The organism is Streptococcus oralis, from assembly GCF_001983955.1.
Classification (GTDB): domain Bacteria; phylum Bacillota; class Bacilli; order Lactobacillales; family Streptococcaceae; genus Streptococcus; species Streptococcus jiangnanensis.
On record NZ_CP019562.1, the window covers coordinates 851,976 to 865,680 of the forward strand.

Below are 13,705 nucleotides of genomic sequence, written 5' to 3' on the forward strand. Positions count from 1 at the left end.
GGATTCTAGATGGAAGAAAGTATCAATCCAACCATCAATATTGGTCCTGTTACCTTTGATTTAACCATGTTAGCCATGACCTTGTTGATTGTGGGAGTTGTTTTTGGCTTTATCTATTGGGCAAGTCGCAATATGACTTTGAAACCCAAAGGAAAGCAAAATGTACTTGAGTATTTCTATGACTTCGTTATTGGATTTACAGAACCTAACATTGGTAAAAGCTACATGAAAGACTACTCGCTCTTTTTCCTTTGTCTATTTCTATTTATGGTACTGGCAAATAACCTCGGTTTGATGGCGAAACTTCAAACTACAGATGGGACAAACCTTTGGACATCGCCAACTGCAAATCTCCAGTTTGACTTGGCCTTGTCATTTGGAATTATCCTGATGACCCATATTGAAGGGATTCGTCGCCGTGGGATTAAAAAATATCTAAAAGCCTATATCACACCTGGCTTTATGACTCCCATGAATATCTTAGAAGAGTTTACCAACTTTTTATCACTTGCCTTGCGGGTGTTCGGAAATATCTTTGCTGGAGAAGTGATGGCTAGTTTGCTAATCACTCTATCTCATCAAGCTCTATATTGGTATCCAGTTGCTTTTGGTGCTAACTTGGCTTGGACAGCCTTTTCTGTCTTTATTTCCTGCATCCAAGCCTATGTGTTTACCATGTTGTCTTCTATGTACTTAGGAAATAAGATAAATGATGGAGAAGAGTAGAAAGGAGTAACAGATGCACGTAACAGTAGGTGAATTAATTGGTAACTTTATTTTAATCGCTGGCTCTTTTATCCTTTTGATTGTCTTAGTTAAGAAATATGCGTGGTCAAACTTGACAAGTGTCTTCGAAGAAAGGGCAAATAAAATTGCTGCTGATATTGATGGAGCTGAACAAGCTCGTCAAAAAGCAGAAACTCTTGCCCAAAAACGTGAAGATGAATTGGCTGGTAGTCGCAACGAAGCCAAAACAATCATTGAAAATGCTAAAGAGACTGCAGAGAAGAGTAAAGCAGATATTCTGGCAGATGCTAAAGTAGAAGCGGGTCGCTTAAAAGAGAAGGCGAATCAAGAAATTGCTCAGAATAAAGCAGAAGCTTTGCAAAGTGTTAAGGGCGAGGTGGCAGATTTGACGATTAGTCTTGCTGTTAAAATCATCTCAAAAAACCTTGACAGTCATGCTCATAAGGAACTCATTGATCAGTATATCGATCAGCTAGGAGAAGCCTAATGGACAAGAAAACAGCAAAGGTCATTGAAAAGTACAGCATGCCTTTTGTCCAATTAGTGATTGAAAAAGGAGAAGAGGACCGGATTTTTGCAGACTTGGATCAAATCAAGCAAGTCGCAGAAGAAACGGGCTTACCTTCTTTTTTAGCTCAGGTGGCAGTTGATGAGTCTGATAAGGAAAAAACAGTTGGTTTTTTTCAAGACTCTGTCTCACCTTTAATGCAAAACTTTATTCAGGTTCTGATTTACAATCACAGAGCAAATCTTTTTTATGATATCATTGTTGATTGTTTGAATCGTCTTGAAATAGAAACCAATCATTTTGTAGTCACGATTTCCTCAGCTCATCCTTTAACGGACGAGCAGAAGGAACGTTTGCTTCCCTTGATAGAGAAAAAAATGTCTCTGAAAGTACGGAGTATCAAAGAACAAATTGATGAAGGACTCATTGGTGGTTTTGTTATTTTTGCTAATCACAAGACAATTGATGTGAGTATAAAACAACAACTTCGAGTTGTTAAAGAAAATTTGAAATAGAAAGTGGTGTTCTTTTGGCAATTAACGCACAAGAAATCAGCGCTTTAATTAAGCAACAAATTGAAAATTTCAAACCCAATTTTGATGTGTCTGAAACAGGTGTTGTAACCTATATCGGGGATGGAATTGCGCGTGCTCACGGTCTTGAAAATGCCATGAGTGGAGAGTTGTTGATCTTTGAAAACGGCTCTTATGGGATGGCGCAAAACTTGGAGTCTACAGACGTTGGGATTATCATTCTTGGAGACTTTACAGATATTCGTGAAGGTGATACCATTCGCCGTACAGGTAAAATTATGGAAGTACCTGTTGGGGACAGCCTAATCGGACGTGTTGTCGACCCACTTGGTCGTCCAGTTGATGGTCTTGGTGACATCCATACTGACAAAACTCGTCCAGTAGAAGCGCCAGCTCCTGGTGTTATGCAACGTAAGTCTGTATCAGAACCATTACAAACAGGTTTGAAAGCTATTGACGCCCTTGTACCGATTGGTCGTGGTCAACGTGAGTTGATTATCGGTGACCGTCAGACAGGGAAAACAACCATTGCGATTGATACGATCCTGAACCAAAAAGGTCAAGATATGATCTGTATCTACGTAGCGATTGGACAAAAAGAATCAACTGTCCGTACACAAGTAGAAACACTTCGCCAGTATGGTGCCTTGGACTACACAATCGTTGTGACAGCCTCTGCTTCACAACCATCTCCATTGCTCTTCCTAGCTCCTTATGCCGGAGTTGCTATGGCAGAAGAGTTTATGTACCAAGGCAAGCATGTTTTGATTGTTTATGATGATCTTTCAAAACAAGCGGTCGCTTATCGTGAGCTTTCCCTCTTGCTTCGTCGTCCACCAGGTCGTGAAGCCTTCCCAGGGGATGTTTTCTACCTTCACAGCCGTTTGCTTGAGCGCTCAGCTAAAGTTTCTGATGAGCTTGGTGGTGGATCTATTACAGCCCTACCATTTATCGAGACACAAGCAGGAGATATCTCTGCCTATATCGCAACCAACGTGATCTCTATCACTGACGGACAAATCTTCCTTGGTGATGGTCTCTTCAATGCGGGTATTCGTCCAGCCATTGATGCGGGTTCATCTGTATCCCGTGTAGGTGGTTCGGCACAGATTAAAGCCATGAAGAAAGTTGCTGGTACACTTCGTATCGACCTTGCTTCATACCGTGAGTTGGAAGCCTTCACTAAGTTTGGTTCTGACTTGGATGCAGCAACACAGGCTAAGTTAAACCGTGGACGTCGTACTGTGGAAGTATTGAAACAACCTGTCCATAAACCACTACCTGTTGAGAAACAAGTAACCATTCTCTATGCTTTGACACATGGTTTCTTGGATACGATTCCTGTAGATGACATTGTTCGTTTTGAGGAAGAGTTCCATACTTTCTTTGATGCTCATTATCCAGAGATTTTGGAAACCATTCGTGAAACAAAAGACTTGCCAGAAGAAGCAGTCTTGGATGCTGCGATTACAGAGTTTCTCAATCAATCCAGCTTCCAATAAGAATAGAGGTGTCAGATGGCAGTATCTCTAAATGATATTAAAACAAAAATCGCCTCAACCAAAAATACGAGTCAAATCACTAATGCCATGCAAATGGTATCGGCTGCCAAGTTAGGTCGCTCTGAAGAAGCAGCGCGCAACTTCCAAGTTTACGCTCAGAAAGTTCGTAAGCTTTTGACGGATATTCTGCATGGTAACGGATCTGGTGGTTCAACCAATCCGATGCTCATCAGTCGCCCAGTTAAGAAAACAGGCTATATCGTTATTACTTCAGACCGTGGCTTGGTTGGAGGTTATAATGCTTCCATCCTTAAAGCCGTTATGGAGTTGAAAGAAGAATACCATCCAGATGGTAAAGATTTTGAGATAATTTGTATCGGTGGTATGGGAGCTGATTTCTTTAAGGCTCGTGGTATTCAGCCAATCTATGAACTACGTGGCTTGGCAGATCAACCTAGTTTTGATGAAGTTCGTAAAATTATTTCAAAAACGATTGAGATGTACCAAAACGAACTTTTTGATGAATTGTACGTCTGCTACAACCATCATGTTAATACTCTTACAAGTCAAATGCGTGTGGAACAAATGCTTCCGATTGTTGACTTGGATCCAAATGAAGCGGATGAAGAGTATAGCTTGACCTTTGAGTTGGAAACGAGCCGTGATGAGATTCTAGAGCAGTTGTTGCCACAGTATGCCGAAAGTATGATTTACGGGGCTATTATCGATGCCAAGACAGCTGAAAATGCTGCAGGCATGACAGCCATGCAAACGGCGACCGATAATGCCAAAAAGGTCATCAATGATTTGACAATCCAGTATAACCGTGCTAGACAGGCGGCGATTACACAAGAAATTACAGAAATCGTAGCGGGGGCTAGTGCCTTAGAATAAGGCTTTGCCTCCCTCGTATCAAAATGAACTTAGGACCTAGTTGAGCTAGGAACCGACAGTATCTTATATAGAATAGGAGAAGGAGATGAGTTCAGGTAAAATTGCTCAGGTTATCGGACCAGTTGTAGACGTCTTGTTTGCAGCAGGGGAAACACTTCCTGAGATTAATAATGCACTTGTCGTCTACAAAAATGACGAAAGAAAAACAAAAATCGTCCTTGAAGTAGCCTTGGAGTTGGGTGATGGTATGGTCCGTACGATCGCCATGGAATCAACAGATGGTTTGACTCGTGGAATGGAAGTTTTGGACACAGGCCGTCCAATCTCTGTACCAGTAGGTAAAGAAACTTTGGGACGTGTCTTCAACGTTTTGGGAGATACCATTGACTTGGATGCTCCTTTCGCTGAGGACGCTGAGCGTCAGCCAATTCATAAGAAAGCTCCAACTTTTGATGAATTGTCTACCTCATCTGAAATCTTGGAAACAGGGATTAAGGTTATCGACCTTCTTGCCCCTTACCTTAAAGGTGGGAAAGTTGGACTCTTCGGTGGTGCCGGAGTTGGTAAAACTGTCTTGATCCAAGAATTGATTCACAACATTGCCCAAGAACATGGTGGTATTTCAGTATTTACCGGTGTTGGGGAACGTACTCGTGAAGGGAACGACCTTTACTGGGAAATGAAAGAATCAGGCGTTATCGAGAAAACAGCCATGGTATTTGGTCAGATGAATGAGCCACCAGGAGCACGTATGCGTGTTGCCCTTACTGGTTTGACAATCGCCGAATACTTCCGTGATGTAGAAGGCCAAGATGTGCTTCTTTTCATTGACAATATCTTCCGTTTCACTCAAGCTGGTTCAGAAGTATCTGCCCTTTTGGGTCGGATGCCTTCAGCCGTTGGTTACCAGCCAACACTTGCTACAGAAATGGGTCAATTGCAAGAGCGTATCACGTCAACTAAGAAGGGTTCTGTAACCTCTATCCAAGCCATCTATGTGCCTGCGGATGACTATACTGACCCGGCACCAGCAACAGCCTTCGCTCACTTGGATTCAACTACAAACTTGGAACGTAAGTTGGTACAGTTGGGTATTTACCCAGCCGTTGACCCTCTAGCTTCAAGCTCTCGTGCCTTGGCACCTGAGATTGTTGGTGAGGAGCACTATGCAGTTGCTGCTGAGGTTAAACGTGTCCTTCAACGTTACCATGAATTGCAAGATATCATTGCTATCCTTGGTATGGATGAACTTTCTGATGAAGAAAAGACCTTGGTTGCACGTGCCCGTCGTATCCAGTTCTTCTTGTCTCAAAACTTTAACGTTGCAGAACAATTTACTGGTCAACCTGGTTCTTATGTGCCAGTAGCGGAAACAGTTCGCGGCTTTAAGGAAATCCTGGAAGGAAAACATGACCAGCTACCAGAAGATGCCTTCCGTGGTGTCGGTTCAATCGAAGACGTCATTGCTAAGGCAGAGAAAATGGGATTTTAAGAGGTGATCTATGGCTCATTTAACTGTCCAGATCGTGACACCAGATGGCCTCGTCTATGATCACCATGCCAGCTTTGTATCGGTACGAACTCTGGATGGTGAGATGGGGATCTTGCCACGACATGAAAATATGATTGCGGTTCTAGCGGTTGATGAAGTGAAGGTAAAACGTATCGATGATGATACTCATGTGAACTGGATTGCAGTGAACGGAGGAATTATCGAGATTGCTAATGATATCATTACTATTGTAGCAGACTCAGCAGAGCGTGCTCGTGATATTGACATCAGTCGTGCAGAACGCGCGAAACTTCGCGCTGAACGAGAAATCGAAGAAGCTCATGACAAGCATTTGATTGACCAAGAGCGTCGTGCGAAAATCGCATTGCAGCGTGCTATCAACCGTATTAATGTTGGAAATAGACTATAAAAAAAATGAACTTGAAACTCAAGTTCATTTTTTTTAGTGTGGGAAGTTGATGCAGACTGCTTCAGGGACATGGAAGTCGTTAGAAAGCTCTGCAAGACGACCACTTTTAGGATTGCGCTTAAAGACGGTTGCGTTATCAGAATCTTGATGAACAGCAATGAGAAACTCTTGATCAGGAGTTAGGTCGAAATCACGTGGATTTTTACCATGGCTTGGTACAATCTCTAATAATTCCAAGCTACCATCAGCGAGGATTGTATAGACTGCAATGGAATCATGACCTCGGTTGGATGCATAGAGGTATTTGCCATCTTTTGAAAGACGAATGGCAGCAGTAGCATTAAAGCCTTCGTATCCATCTGGTAAGGTTGAAATAACTTGCATGCGTTCAAATTCACCAACCCCATCATAAATCAAGACCTCTATAGTGCTATTAAGTTCGCAGATGAGATAGGCAATCTTATAGTGGTGGTGGAAAACGATGTGGCGTGCACCTGCTCCAGCTTGGCTGTGATAAGTGTAGAGTTTATTTAGTTTTCCTTCTGGACTAACATCATAGGTTGTTACCTCATCTGTTCCTAGATCGCAGGTGACGAGGTACTGGTCAGGTGTTAGATCCGTAAAGTGTACATGTGGGGAAGTTTGGTTTTCATGAGGACCTTGTCCACTATGCTGATCTAGATCTGTTTGGATGAGGCTACCATCCGTTTGACGTTTATAAACCAGAACTTGACCTTTATGATAGTTGGCCCCATAAACGAGACCACGTTTTTCATCCACTGCCACATAACAATGGGGAGCGCCTTCTTCAACCACATGATTTAGCAAAGCGCCATCTGTCTTGTAAGCAGCGATTCCACCTAAGCCATCCTGGCTCCCTACGGTGTATAAGTGTTGCTGTTGGTCAAAGGCAAGGTAGGTTGGACTTGGTTCAGCAGCAAAGAGCTCAAGATTTGCAAGCTGGCCTGTTTCTGTATCAAAATCTGCCTTGTAAATCCCTTTAGATAAGCGACGAGTGTAAGTTCCAAAATAAACAGTTTCTTTCATGTCCATACCTCTTAATAATGATAAGTTCATTATACCACAAAATGGCAGTCATGAAGCACTAGATTCATTCATGTAAGCACTTTAAAAAAGAGTTATTTTAGTCTAAAAATGGTATAATGAGAGAATGACAGAAAGGATGTATTTATGGAACATAAAGAGAAACATTTTAGCCTATCTTGGTTTTTTAAGTGGTTTTTAGATAATAAAGCCATCACTGTATTTTTAGTAACCTTGTTACTGGGGCTAAATATTTTTATTCTAAGTAAGATTAGTTTTATCTTTTTACCAGTTTTAGATTTTCTTGGGGTTGTCATGTTGCCAGTTATTTTATCTGGTTTACTTTATTACCTCCTCAATCCGATTGTGGACTGGATGGAGAAGCACAAGATCAATCGTGTCCTTGCCATTAGTATTGTTTTTGTCATTATCGGACTCTTTATCATTTGGGGGCTGGCAGTCGCAATTCCTAATCTGCAACGCCAAGTCTTAAATTTTGCGAAGAATGTGCCGACATACCTGGAAGATGCTGATAAGGTGATCAATGACCTTGTAACCAAACGCTTGCCAGATGATTTTAGACCACAGTTGGAGCAGGTTCTTTCCAATGTTTCTAGTGAGGCGACCATGTGGGCCAGCAAAATCTCTTCTCAAGCTGTTAACTGGGTTAGCGCCTTTATCAGTAGCGTGTCCCAGGTCATTGTTGCGGTTATTATCGTACCTTTCATGCTCTTTTATCTTTTGAGAGATGGGAAAGGCTTGCGAGATTACCTGACTAAATTCATCCCAAACAAGTTAAAAGAACCTGTCGGACAAGTTTTGTCAGATGTTAATAAACAGTTGTCAAACTATGTTAGAGGGCAGGTTACAGTTGCTATTATCGTGGCAATTATGTTTATTATCTTCTTTAAGATTATTGGTCTCAGATATGCTGTGACTCTGGGGATCACGGCTGGTATCCTTAATCTAGTACCTTATCTAGGTAGTTTTCTAGCGATGTTGCCTGCTTTGGTTTTGGGTTTGATAGCAGGACCTGTAATGCTTTTGAAAGTAATTATTGTCTTTATTGTTGAACAAACGATTGAAGGTCGCTTTGTTTCTCCGCTTATTTTAGGTAGCCAGCTAAATATTCATCCGATCAATGTCCTATTTGTTCTCCTAACTTCAGGTTCTATGTTTGGTATTTGGGGAGTCTTGCTGGGAATTCCTGTCTATGCTTCTGCCAAGGTCGTTATCTCAGCTATCTTTAACTGGTATAAGAAAGTCAGCGGTTTGTATGAAGAAGAAGGGGAGGAAATCAAGAGTGAACAATAGTCAGCGCATGCTCCAGGCTTTGGATGAACAGAATTTAACCAAAGCGGATCAGTATTTTCACGAAGCCCTCGAAACAGATTCAAGTGAGGTTCTTTACGAACTAGCAAACTATCTAGAGGGAATTGGCTTTTATCCTCAAGCAAAAGAAATTTACCAACATATCGTTTCAGAATTTCCAGAAGTGAATCTGAACCTGGCAACCATTGCTAGCGAGGATGGCAATGTTGAGGAAGCCTTTGCCTATCTGGAAGAAATCACACCAGATAGTGATTGGTATGTATCGGCTTTAGTATTGAAGGCAGATCTCTATCAGCTGGAAGGTTTGACGGATGTAGCGCGTGAAAAGTTACTGGAGGCCTTAAATTACTCAGATGATGTCTTATTAGTTCTTGGTTTGGCTGAGTTGGATAGTGAGTTAGGAAATTATCAGGAAGCTATTCAGGGTTATGCTCAATTAGACAATCGCTCCATCTATGAGCAAACGGGTGTCTCAACCTATCAGCGAATTGGCTACGCTTATGCCCAGTTAGGCAAGTTTGAAGCTGCAACTGAATTCTTAGAAAAAGCCTTAGAATTAGAATACGATGACCAAACTGCCTTTGAACTGGCTAGTCTTTACTTTGACCAAGAAGAGTATCAAAAATCTGTTCTTTACTTTAAGCAGATTGATACCATTTCACCTGATTTTGAAGGATATGAATATGGTTATAGTCAAGCGTTGCATAAGGAACATCAGGTGGAAGAGGCCCTTCGTATTGTTAAACAAGGTTTGGAGAAAAATCCATTTGAAACTCGGCTCTTACTAGCTGCTTCTCAGTTTTCGTATGAATTGCATGATCCTAGTAGTGCTGAGCAGTTTCTCCTTACTGGCAAAGAAGATGCAGAGGATACAGAAGAAATTTTCCTTCGACTTACAACCATTTATATGGAACAAGAGCGGTACGAAGATATCATTGCTCTCCAAAGTCAAGAACCTGAAAATCTCTTGACCAAGTGGATGATTGCCCGTTCTTATCAGAAAATTGAGAATTTAGATAATGCCTATGAACTCTATCAGGAACTATCGCTTGATCTCAAGGATAATCCTGAATTTCTGGAGCAGTATACTTATCTCCTGCGTGAATTGGGATATTTTGAAGAAGCTAAAGTGCAAGCTGAAGCTTATTTAAAACTCATTCCAGATGATGTCCAGATGCAAGAACTCTTAGAAACACTTTAAAAGTTATCTCTCTAAAAGAACGTATCCGTCAATTTGGCAGATACGTTTTTTTTGAAAAATAGAATTTTTTTTACAAAAACTCTTGCTAAATTGTTTATTTATGCTATAATAGGAACAATAATTTTTAGGAGGTGCAGTATGTCTTATATGTTTGAGATATTACCAAGTTTATTGAACGGTGCAAGTATGACGCTTCAAGTCTTTGCTCTGGTCTTGATATTTTCAATTCCTTTAGGTATTGTCGTTGCCTTTGCTTTACAAGTCCGCTGGAAACCCCTCCATTATCTGATTGACCTTTATATTTGGGTGATGCGAGGGACTCCATTGCTCTTGCAATTAATCTTTATTTACTATGTTCTCCCTAGCATTGGGATACGTTTAGATCGTTTGCCTGCTGCTGTGATCGCTTTTGTATTGAACTATGCAGCCTACTTTGCTGAAATCTTTCGTGGTGGGATTGAAACCATTCCTAAAGGTCAATATGAGGCTGCTAAGGTCTTGAAGTTTAGTCCTTTTGACACAGTGCGCTATATTATTTTGCCACAGGTTACAAAGATTGTCTTACCGAGCGTCTTTAATGAAATTATGAGTTTGATCAAGGATACTTCATTGGTTTATGCCCTTGGGATTTCAGATTTGATTTTGGCTAGTCGGACAGCAGCTAATCGTGATGCTAGTCTTGTTCCTATGTTTTTAGCTGGAGCAATTTATTTGATCATGATTGGTCTTGTAACCATTGTAGCGAAAAAACTTGAGAAGAAGTACAGTTATTACAGATAGGAGGATTGCTATGTTAGAATTACGAAACATTAACAAGGCCTTTGGTGGCAAACAAATCTTAACCAATTTCAGCCTATCAATTCCTGAAAAGCAAATCCTTGCAATCGTAGGTCCATCAGGAGGCGGAAAGACAACCCTATTACATATGCTAGCTGGACTGGAAACCATCGATTCTGGGGAAATCTACTATAACGGCGAATCGCTAGCTATAGACGAACTAGAAAAGCGCAATCTTCTGGGATTTGTTTTCCAAGATTTTCAACTCTTTCCGCATTTGTCAGTTCTAGATAACTTAACCTTGTCGCCCATAAAAACGATGAGCATGGAGAAGGAAGTTGCTGAGAAGAAGGCGCGTGGTTTGTTAGAACAACTTGGGTTAGCTGGGCATGCAGATGCCTTCCCTTTCTCACTTTCAGGTGGGCAAAAACAGCGGGTGGCCTTAGCGCGCGCTATGATGATAAACCCAGAAATTATTGGATATGATGAGCCTACATCAGCCTTAGACCCAGAGTTGCGATTAGAAGTAGAAAAACTTATCCTTCAAAATAAAGAGCGTGGGATGACTCAGATTGTTGTGACCCACGATCTTCAGTTTGCGGAAAACATTGCTGATCAGATCCTTAAGGTTGATCCAAAGTAGGACTAGGAGGTGCCTATGAAGAGAAAGAAAATTGCCCTTGTACTTGCTCTGTTCTTTAGCTTCTTCCTGACGGCGTGTACTCAGAAGGCAAGTGATCCAAATCAGGATAATTGGGCCAAATATCAAAAACAGGGAAGCATTACCATTGGCTTTGACAATACCTTTGTTCCCATGGGATTTGAGGAAAAGAATGGCCAGTATGCAGGTTTTGATATTGACCTAGCCCAAGCTGTCTCTGAAAAGCTAGGAATTCAGATTAAATTTCAACCCATCGACTGGGATATGAAAGAAACCGAACTACAAAATGGTACCATTGATGCCATCTGGAATGGCTATACAGCTACAGATGAACGGAAAGAGAAGGTTGCTTTTACCATTCCTTACATGGAAAATCAACAAGTTTTGGTCTCTAAAAAGTCTCAAAATATCCACTCAGTTCAGGATATGACTGATAAAGTTCTAGGGGCCCAGGCAGGATCTTCTGGCTATTTGAATTTTGAAGGACAACCCGAACTACTTAAGAATAGAGTGAAAGACCAGAAGGCCAATCAATACCAAAGTTTCAATGAAGCCTTGATTGATTTGAAAAATGATCGGATTGATGCCCTTGTGATTGACCGGGTATATGCCAATTATTATCTCCAGTCTGAAGGAATATTAAATGACTACAATGTCTTTTCAGCTGGATTTGAAAGTGAAGCTTTTGCAGTGGGTGTTAGACCTGCTGATAAAACTTTGCTAGCTGCTCTGAATCAGGCTTTTGTATCACTATACCAAGAAGGAAAATTTCAGGAAATCAGTCAGAAGTGGTTTGGGGAAGATGTAGCCACCAGTCAAGTTAAAAATCAAGAATAAGAAAAGAGATTGAGTTTTTCCTCAGTCTCTTTTTGCATCGAAAAATCCTCTGGCAAGTACCAGAGGATAAGGGTTTATACTCAATGAAAATCAAAGAGCAAACTAGGAATCTAGCTGCAGGCTGCTCAAAACACTGTTTTGAGGTTGTAGATAAGACTGACAAAGTCAGGAACATATATCTACGGCAAGGAAATGCTGACGTGGTTTGAAGAGATTTTCGAAGAGTATTATTTCATTGTTGGGAAGAGCAATACATCACGGATAGTAGTTGTATCAGTGAGGAGCATGCAGAGACGGTCGATACCGATACCCAAACCACCTGTTGGTGGCATACCGTATTCAAGAGCCTCGATGTAGTCGTAGTCGATACCTGTTGCTTCATCGTCACCAAGTTCTTTAGCTTTTGCTTGGGCTTCGAAACGGCTAAGCTGGTCGATTGGGTCGTTCAACTCAGTAAAGGCATTACCGTATTCCTTAGTCATGATAAAGAGCTCAAAACGGTCAGTAAAGCGTTCGTCTTCAGGATTTTTCTTCGCGAGTGGAGAGACAGCTACTGGATGACCATAGACAAAGGTTGGTTGAATCAAGGTTTCTTCAACGAACTCTTCAAAGAAGGCGTTGATAATGTGACCAACTTCAGTGTAATGTTTCTCAACTGGAACTTTCTTCTCAGCAGCGATAGCTTTAGCTTCTTCGAAAGTCATGTCTTGCCAGAAGTCTACACCAGTAATTTCCTTGATAGCATCTACCATGTGAACGCGTTTGAATGGTTCGTTGATTTTGATTTCAGTTCCTTGGTAGTTAACTGGACCATCACCCTTAACTGCCTTAGCAGCGTGTTGGATAATGCCTTCGGTCAAATCCATGATATCTTGGAAGTCAGCATAAGCTTGGTAAACTTCGATAGAAGTGAACTCAGGGTTGTGAGTGGCGTCCATTCCTTCGTTACGGAAGATACGACCAATCTCATAAACACGTTCCATACCCCCAACGATAAGACGTTTTAAGTGAAGCTCAGTCGCGATACGAAGTACCATGTCAATGTTTTGGGCATTGTGATGTGTGATAAATGGACGGGCAGCAGCGCCCCCAGCTTCGTTGTGGAGAACAGGTGTTTCCACTTCAAGGAAACCTTTTTGATCTAGATAACGACGGATTTCAGAGATGATTTTTGAACGAGTAACAAAGCGTTCGAAGCTTTCACGGTTAGAAATCAAGTCAAGGTAACGTTTACGGTAAATTGTTTCAACGTCTGTCAAACCGTGGAATTTCTCAGGAAGTGGGCGAAGTGCTTTAGACAAGTGAGTGATATGAGTTGCCTTGATAGAGAGTTCACCCATATCCGTACGCATGACTTCACCTTCGACACCGAGGAAGTCACCGAGGTCAGCCTTTTTGAAGATTTCGTAGTTTTCTTCACCGACTTCATCTTTACGAACGTAGATTTGGATTTGACCTTCTCGGTCTTGAAGATGGGCAAAGCCGACTTTCCCTTTACCACGTTTAGTTACTAAGCGTCCAGCGATAGTAGCAGTTTCGTTTAATTCATGTAATTGTTCTTTATCAAGTTCTGCAAATTTGTCTTTTAGTTCTTGTGAGTTAGCAGTACGTTCAAAACGTTTTCCGAAGGGATCGATTCCTTGTTCACGGAGCGCAGCCATTTTTTCACGGCGAACGATCTGCTGGTCATTTAGTTCTTCCATATGTTCTGTAGACATGGGTTCCTCCTAATTTTACTCAAAATTTG

14 protein-coding genes are annotated in these 13,705 nt (G+C 41.4%); 12 read left to right on the forward strand and 2 right to left on the reverse strand.

Annotated elements, in window-relative coordinates:
* Positions 1-9 precede the first annotated feature (9 nt).
* The 7 genes from atpB (at position 10) to BWR56_RS04130 (ending at position 6,106) form a co-directional block, all read left to right on the forward strand.
* The gene (gene atpB / locus BWR56_RS04100) at positions 10-726 is read left to right on the forward strand and encodes a F0F1 ATP synthase subunit A (RefSeq protein WP_000392869.1); all 717 of its coding nucleotides are present in this window, start codon (positions 10-12) and stop codon (positions 724-726) included.
* Positions 727-739: 13 nt separating this feature from the next.
* Complete coding sequence (atpF, locus tag BWR56_RS04105) at positions 740-1,234, forward strand: F0F1 ATP synthase subunit B (RefSeq protein ID WP_061421090.1); 495 nt, start codon at positions 740-742, stop codon at positions 1,232-1,234.
* Positions 1,234-1,770 carry a F0F1 ATP synthase subunit delta gene (locus BWR56_RS04110; RefSeq protein WP_070568704.1) on the forward strand — a complete coding sequence of 179 codons (537 nt, stop codon included), beginning with the start codon at positions 1,234-1,236 and terminating at the stop codon, positions 1,768-1,770. Before atpF ends, BWR56_RS04110 begins: the two co-directional genes overlap by 1 nt.
* 14 nt (positions 1,771-1,784) lie before the next feature.
* Positions 1,785-3,290 (forward strand): F0F1 ATP synthase subunit alpha, encoded by a 1,506-nt coding sequence (gene atpA, locus BWR56_RS04115; protein ID WP_000996617.1) that lies wholly within the window; start codon positions 1,785-1,787, stop codon positions 3,288-3,290.
* A 15-nt stretch (positions 3,291-3,305) separates the two neighbouring features.
* A complete protein-coding gene (locus tag BWR56_RS04120) occupies positions 3,306-4,184 on the forward strand; it encodes a F0F1 ATP synthase subunit gamma (protein WP_000301228.1) in 879 nt (292 codons plus the stop codon).
* Between the two features lie 85 nt (positions 4,185-4,269).
* Positions 4,270-5,676, forward strand: coding sequence for a F0F1 ATP synthase subunit beta (gene atpD / locus BWR56_RS04125; protein ID WP_000094372.1), 1,407 nt, complete (start codon positions 4,270-4,272; stop codon positions 5,674-5,676).
* Between the two features lie 10 nt (positions 5,677-5,686).
* Positions 5,687-6,106 (forward strand): F0F1 ATP synthase subunit epsilon, encoded by a 420-nt coding sequence (locus BWR56_RS04130; protein ID WP_000940836.1) that lies wholly within the window; start codon positions 5,687-5,689, stop codon positions 6,104-6,106.
* Between the two features lie 33 nt (positions 6,107-6,139).
* Here BWR56_RS04130 and BWR56_RS04135 read toward each other — a convergent pair whose 3' ends face one another.
* On the reverse strand, positions 6,140-7,153 hold the full coding sequence (locus tag BWR56_RS04135; protein WP_071850896.1) for a lactonase family protein: 1,014 nt from the start codon (positions 7,151-7,153) through the stop codon (positions 6,140-6,142).
* 144 nt (positions 7,154-7,297) lie between these two features.
* On the opposite strand from BWR56_RS04135, the gene BWR56_RS04140 reads away from it, so the two are divergent.
* The 5 genes from BWR56_RS04140 to BWR56_RS04160 all read left to right on the forward strand — a co-directional run bounded on the left by BWR56_RS04140 (position 7,298) and on the right by BWR56_RS04160 (position 11,958).
* On the forward strand, positions 7,298-8,464 hold the full coding sequence (locus BWR56_RS04140; RefSeq protein ID WP_000400294.1) for an AI-2E family transporter: 1,167 nt from the start codon (positions 7,298-7,300) through the stop codon (positions 8,462-8,464).
* Positions 8,454-9,683, forward strand: coding sequence for a tetratricopeptide repeat protein (locus BWR56_RS04145; RefSeq protein WP_071850899.1), 1,230 nt, complete (start codon positions 8,454-8,456; stop codon positions 9,681-9,683). Before BWR56_RS04140 ends, BWR56_RS04145 begins: the two co-directional genes overlap by 11 nt.
* Before the next feature lie 138 nt (positions 9,684-9,821).
* Positions 9,822-10,463 (forward strand): amino acid ABC transporter permease, encoded by a 642-nt coding sequence (locus BWR56_RS04150; protein WP_071850901.1) that lies wholly within the window; start codon positions 9,822-9,824, stop codon positions 10,461-10,463.
* A gap of 10 nt (positions 10,464-10,473) precedes the next feature.
* Positions 10,474-11,103 carry an amino acid ABC transporter ATP-binding protein gene (locus tag BWR56_RS04155; RefSeq protein ID WP_076984505.1) on the forward strand — a complete coding sequence of 210 codons (630 nt, stop codon included), beginning with the start codon at positions 10,474-10,476 and terminating at the stop codon, positions 11,101-11,103.
* Between the two features lie 15 nt (positions 11,104-11,118).
* On the forward strand, positions 11,119-11,958 hold the full coding sequence (locus tag BWR56_RS04160; protein WP_071850903.1) for an amino acid ABC transporter substrate-binding protein: 840 nt from the start codon (positions 11,119-11,121) through the stop codon (positions 11,956-11,958).
* 227 nt (positions 11,959-12,185) lie between these two features.
* Here BWR56_RS04160 and lysS read toward each other — a convergent pair whose 3' ends face one another.
* Positions 12,186-13,676 carry a lysine--tRNA ligase gene (gene lysS, locus BWR56_RS04170; protein ID WP_000102438.1) on the reverse strand — a complete coding sequence of 497 codons (1,491 nt, stop codon included), beginning with the start codon at positions 13,674-13,676 and terminating at the stop codon, positions 12,186-12,188.
* Positions 13,677-13,705 lie beyond the last annotated feature (29 nt).

What these genes read in the sequence shown, in the direction of transcription:
- atpF (WP_061421090.1), top strand. Translation starts at nt 740, where the DNA reads ATGCACGTAACAGTAGGTGAATTAATTGGTAACTTTATTTTAATCGCT.
- BWR56_RS04130 (WP_000940836.1), top strand. Translation starts at nt 5,687, where the DNA reads ATGGCTCATTTAACTGTCCAGATCGTGACACCAGATGGCCTCGTCTAT.
- BWR56_RS04150 (WP_071850901.1), top strand. Translation starts at nt 9,822, where the DNA reads ATGTCTTATATGTTTGAGATATTACCAAGTTTATTGAACGGTGCAAGT.
- BWR56_RS04120 (WP_000301228.1), top strand. Translation starts at nt 3,306, where the DNA reads ATGGCAGTATCTCTAAATGATATTAAAACAAAAATCGCCTCAACCAAA.
- atpD (WP_000094372.1), top strand. Translation starts at nt 4,270, where the DNA reads ATGAGTTCAGGTAAAATTGCTCAGGTTATCGGACCAGTTGTAGACGTC.
- BWR56_RS04140 (WP_000400294.1), top strand. Translation starts at nt 7,298, where the DNA reads ATGGAACATAAAGAGAAACATTTTAGCCTATCTTGGTTTTTTAAGTGG.
- BWR56_RS04135 (WP_071850896.1), bottom strand. Translation starts at nt 7,153, where the DNA reads ATGAAAGAAACTGTTTATTTTGGAACTTACACTCGTCGCTTATCTAAA.
- BWR56_RS04155 (WP_076984505.1), top strand. Translation starts at nt 10,474, where the DNA reads ATGTTAGAATTACGAAACATTAACAAGGCCTTTGGTGGCAAACAAATC.
- BWR56_RS04160 (WP_071850903.1), top strand. Translation starts at nt 11,119, where the DNA reads ATGAAGAGAAAGAAAATTGCCCTTGTACTTGCTCTGTTCTTTAGCTTC.
- lysS (WP_000102438.1), bottom strand. Translation starts at nt 13,676, where the DNA reads ATGTCTACAGAACATATGGAAGAACTAAATGACCAGCAGATCGTTCGC.
- atpB (WP_000392869.1), top strand. Translation starts at nt 10, where the DNA reads ATGGAAGAAAGTATCAATCCAACCATCAATATTGGTCCTGTTACCTTT.
- BWR56_RS04110 (WP_070568704.1), top strand. Translation starts at nt 1,234, where the DNA reads ATGGACAAGAAAACAGCAAAGGTCATTGAAAAGTACAGCATGCCTTTT.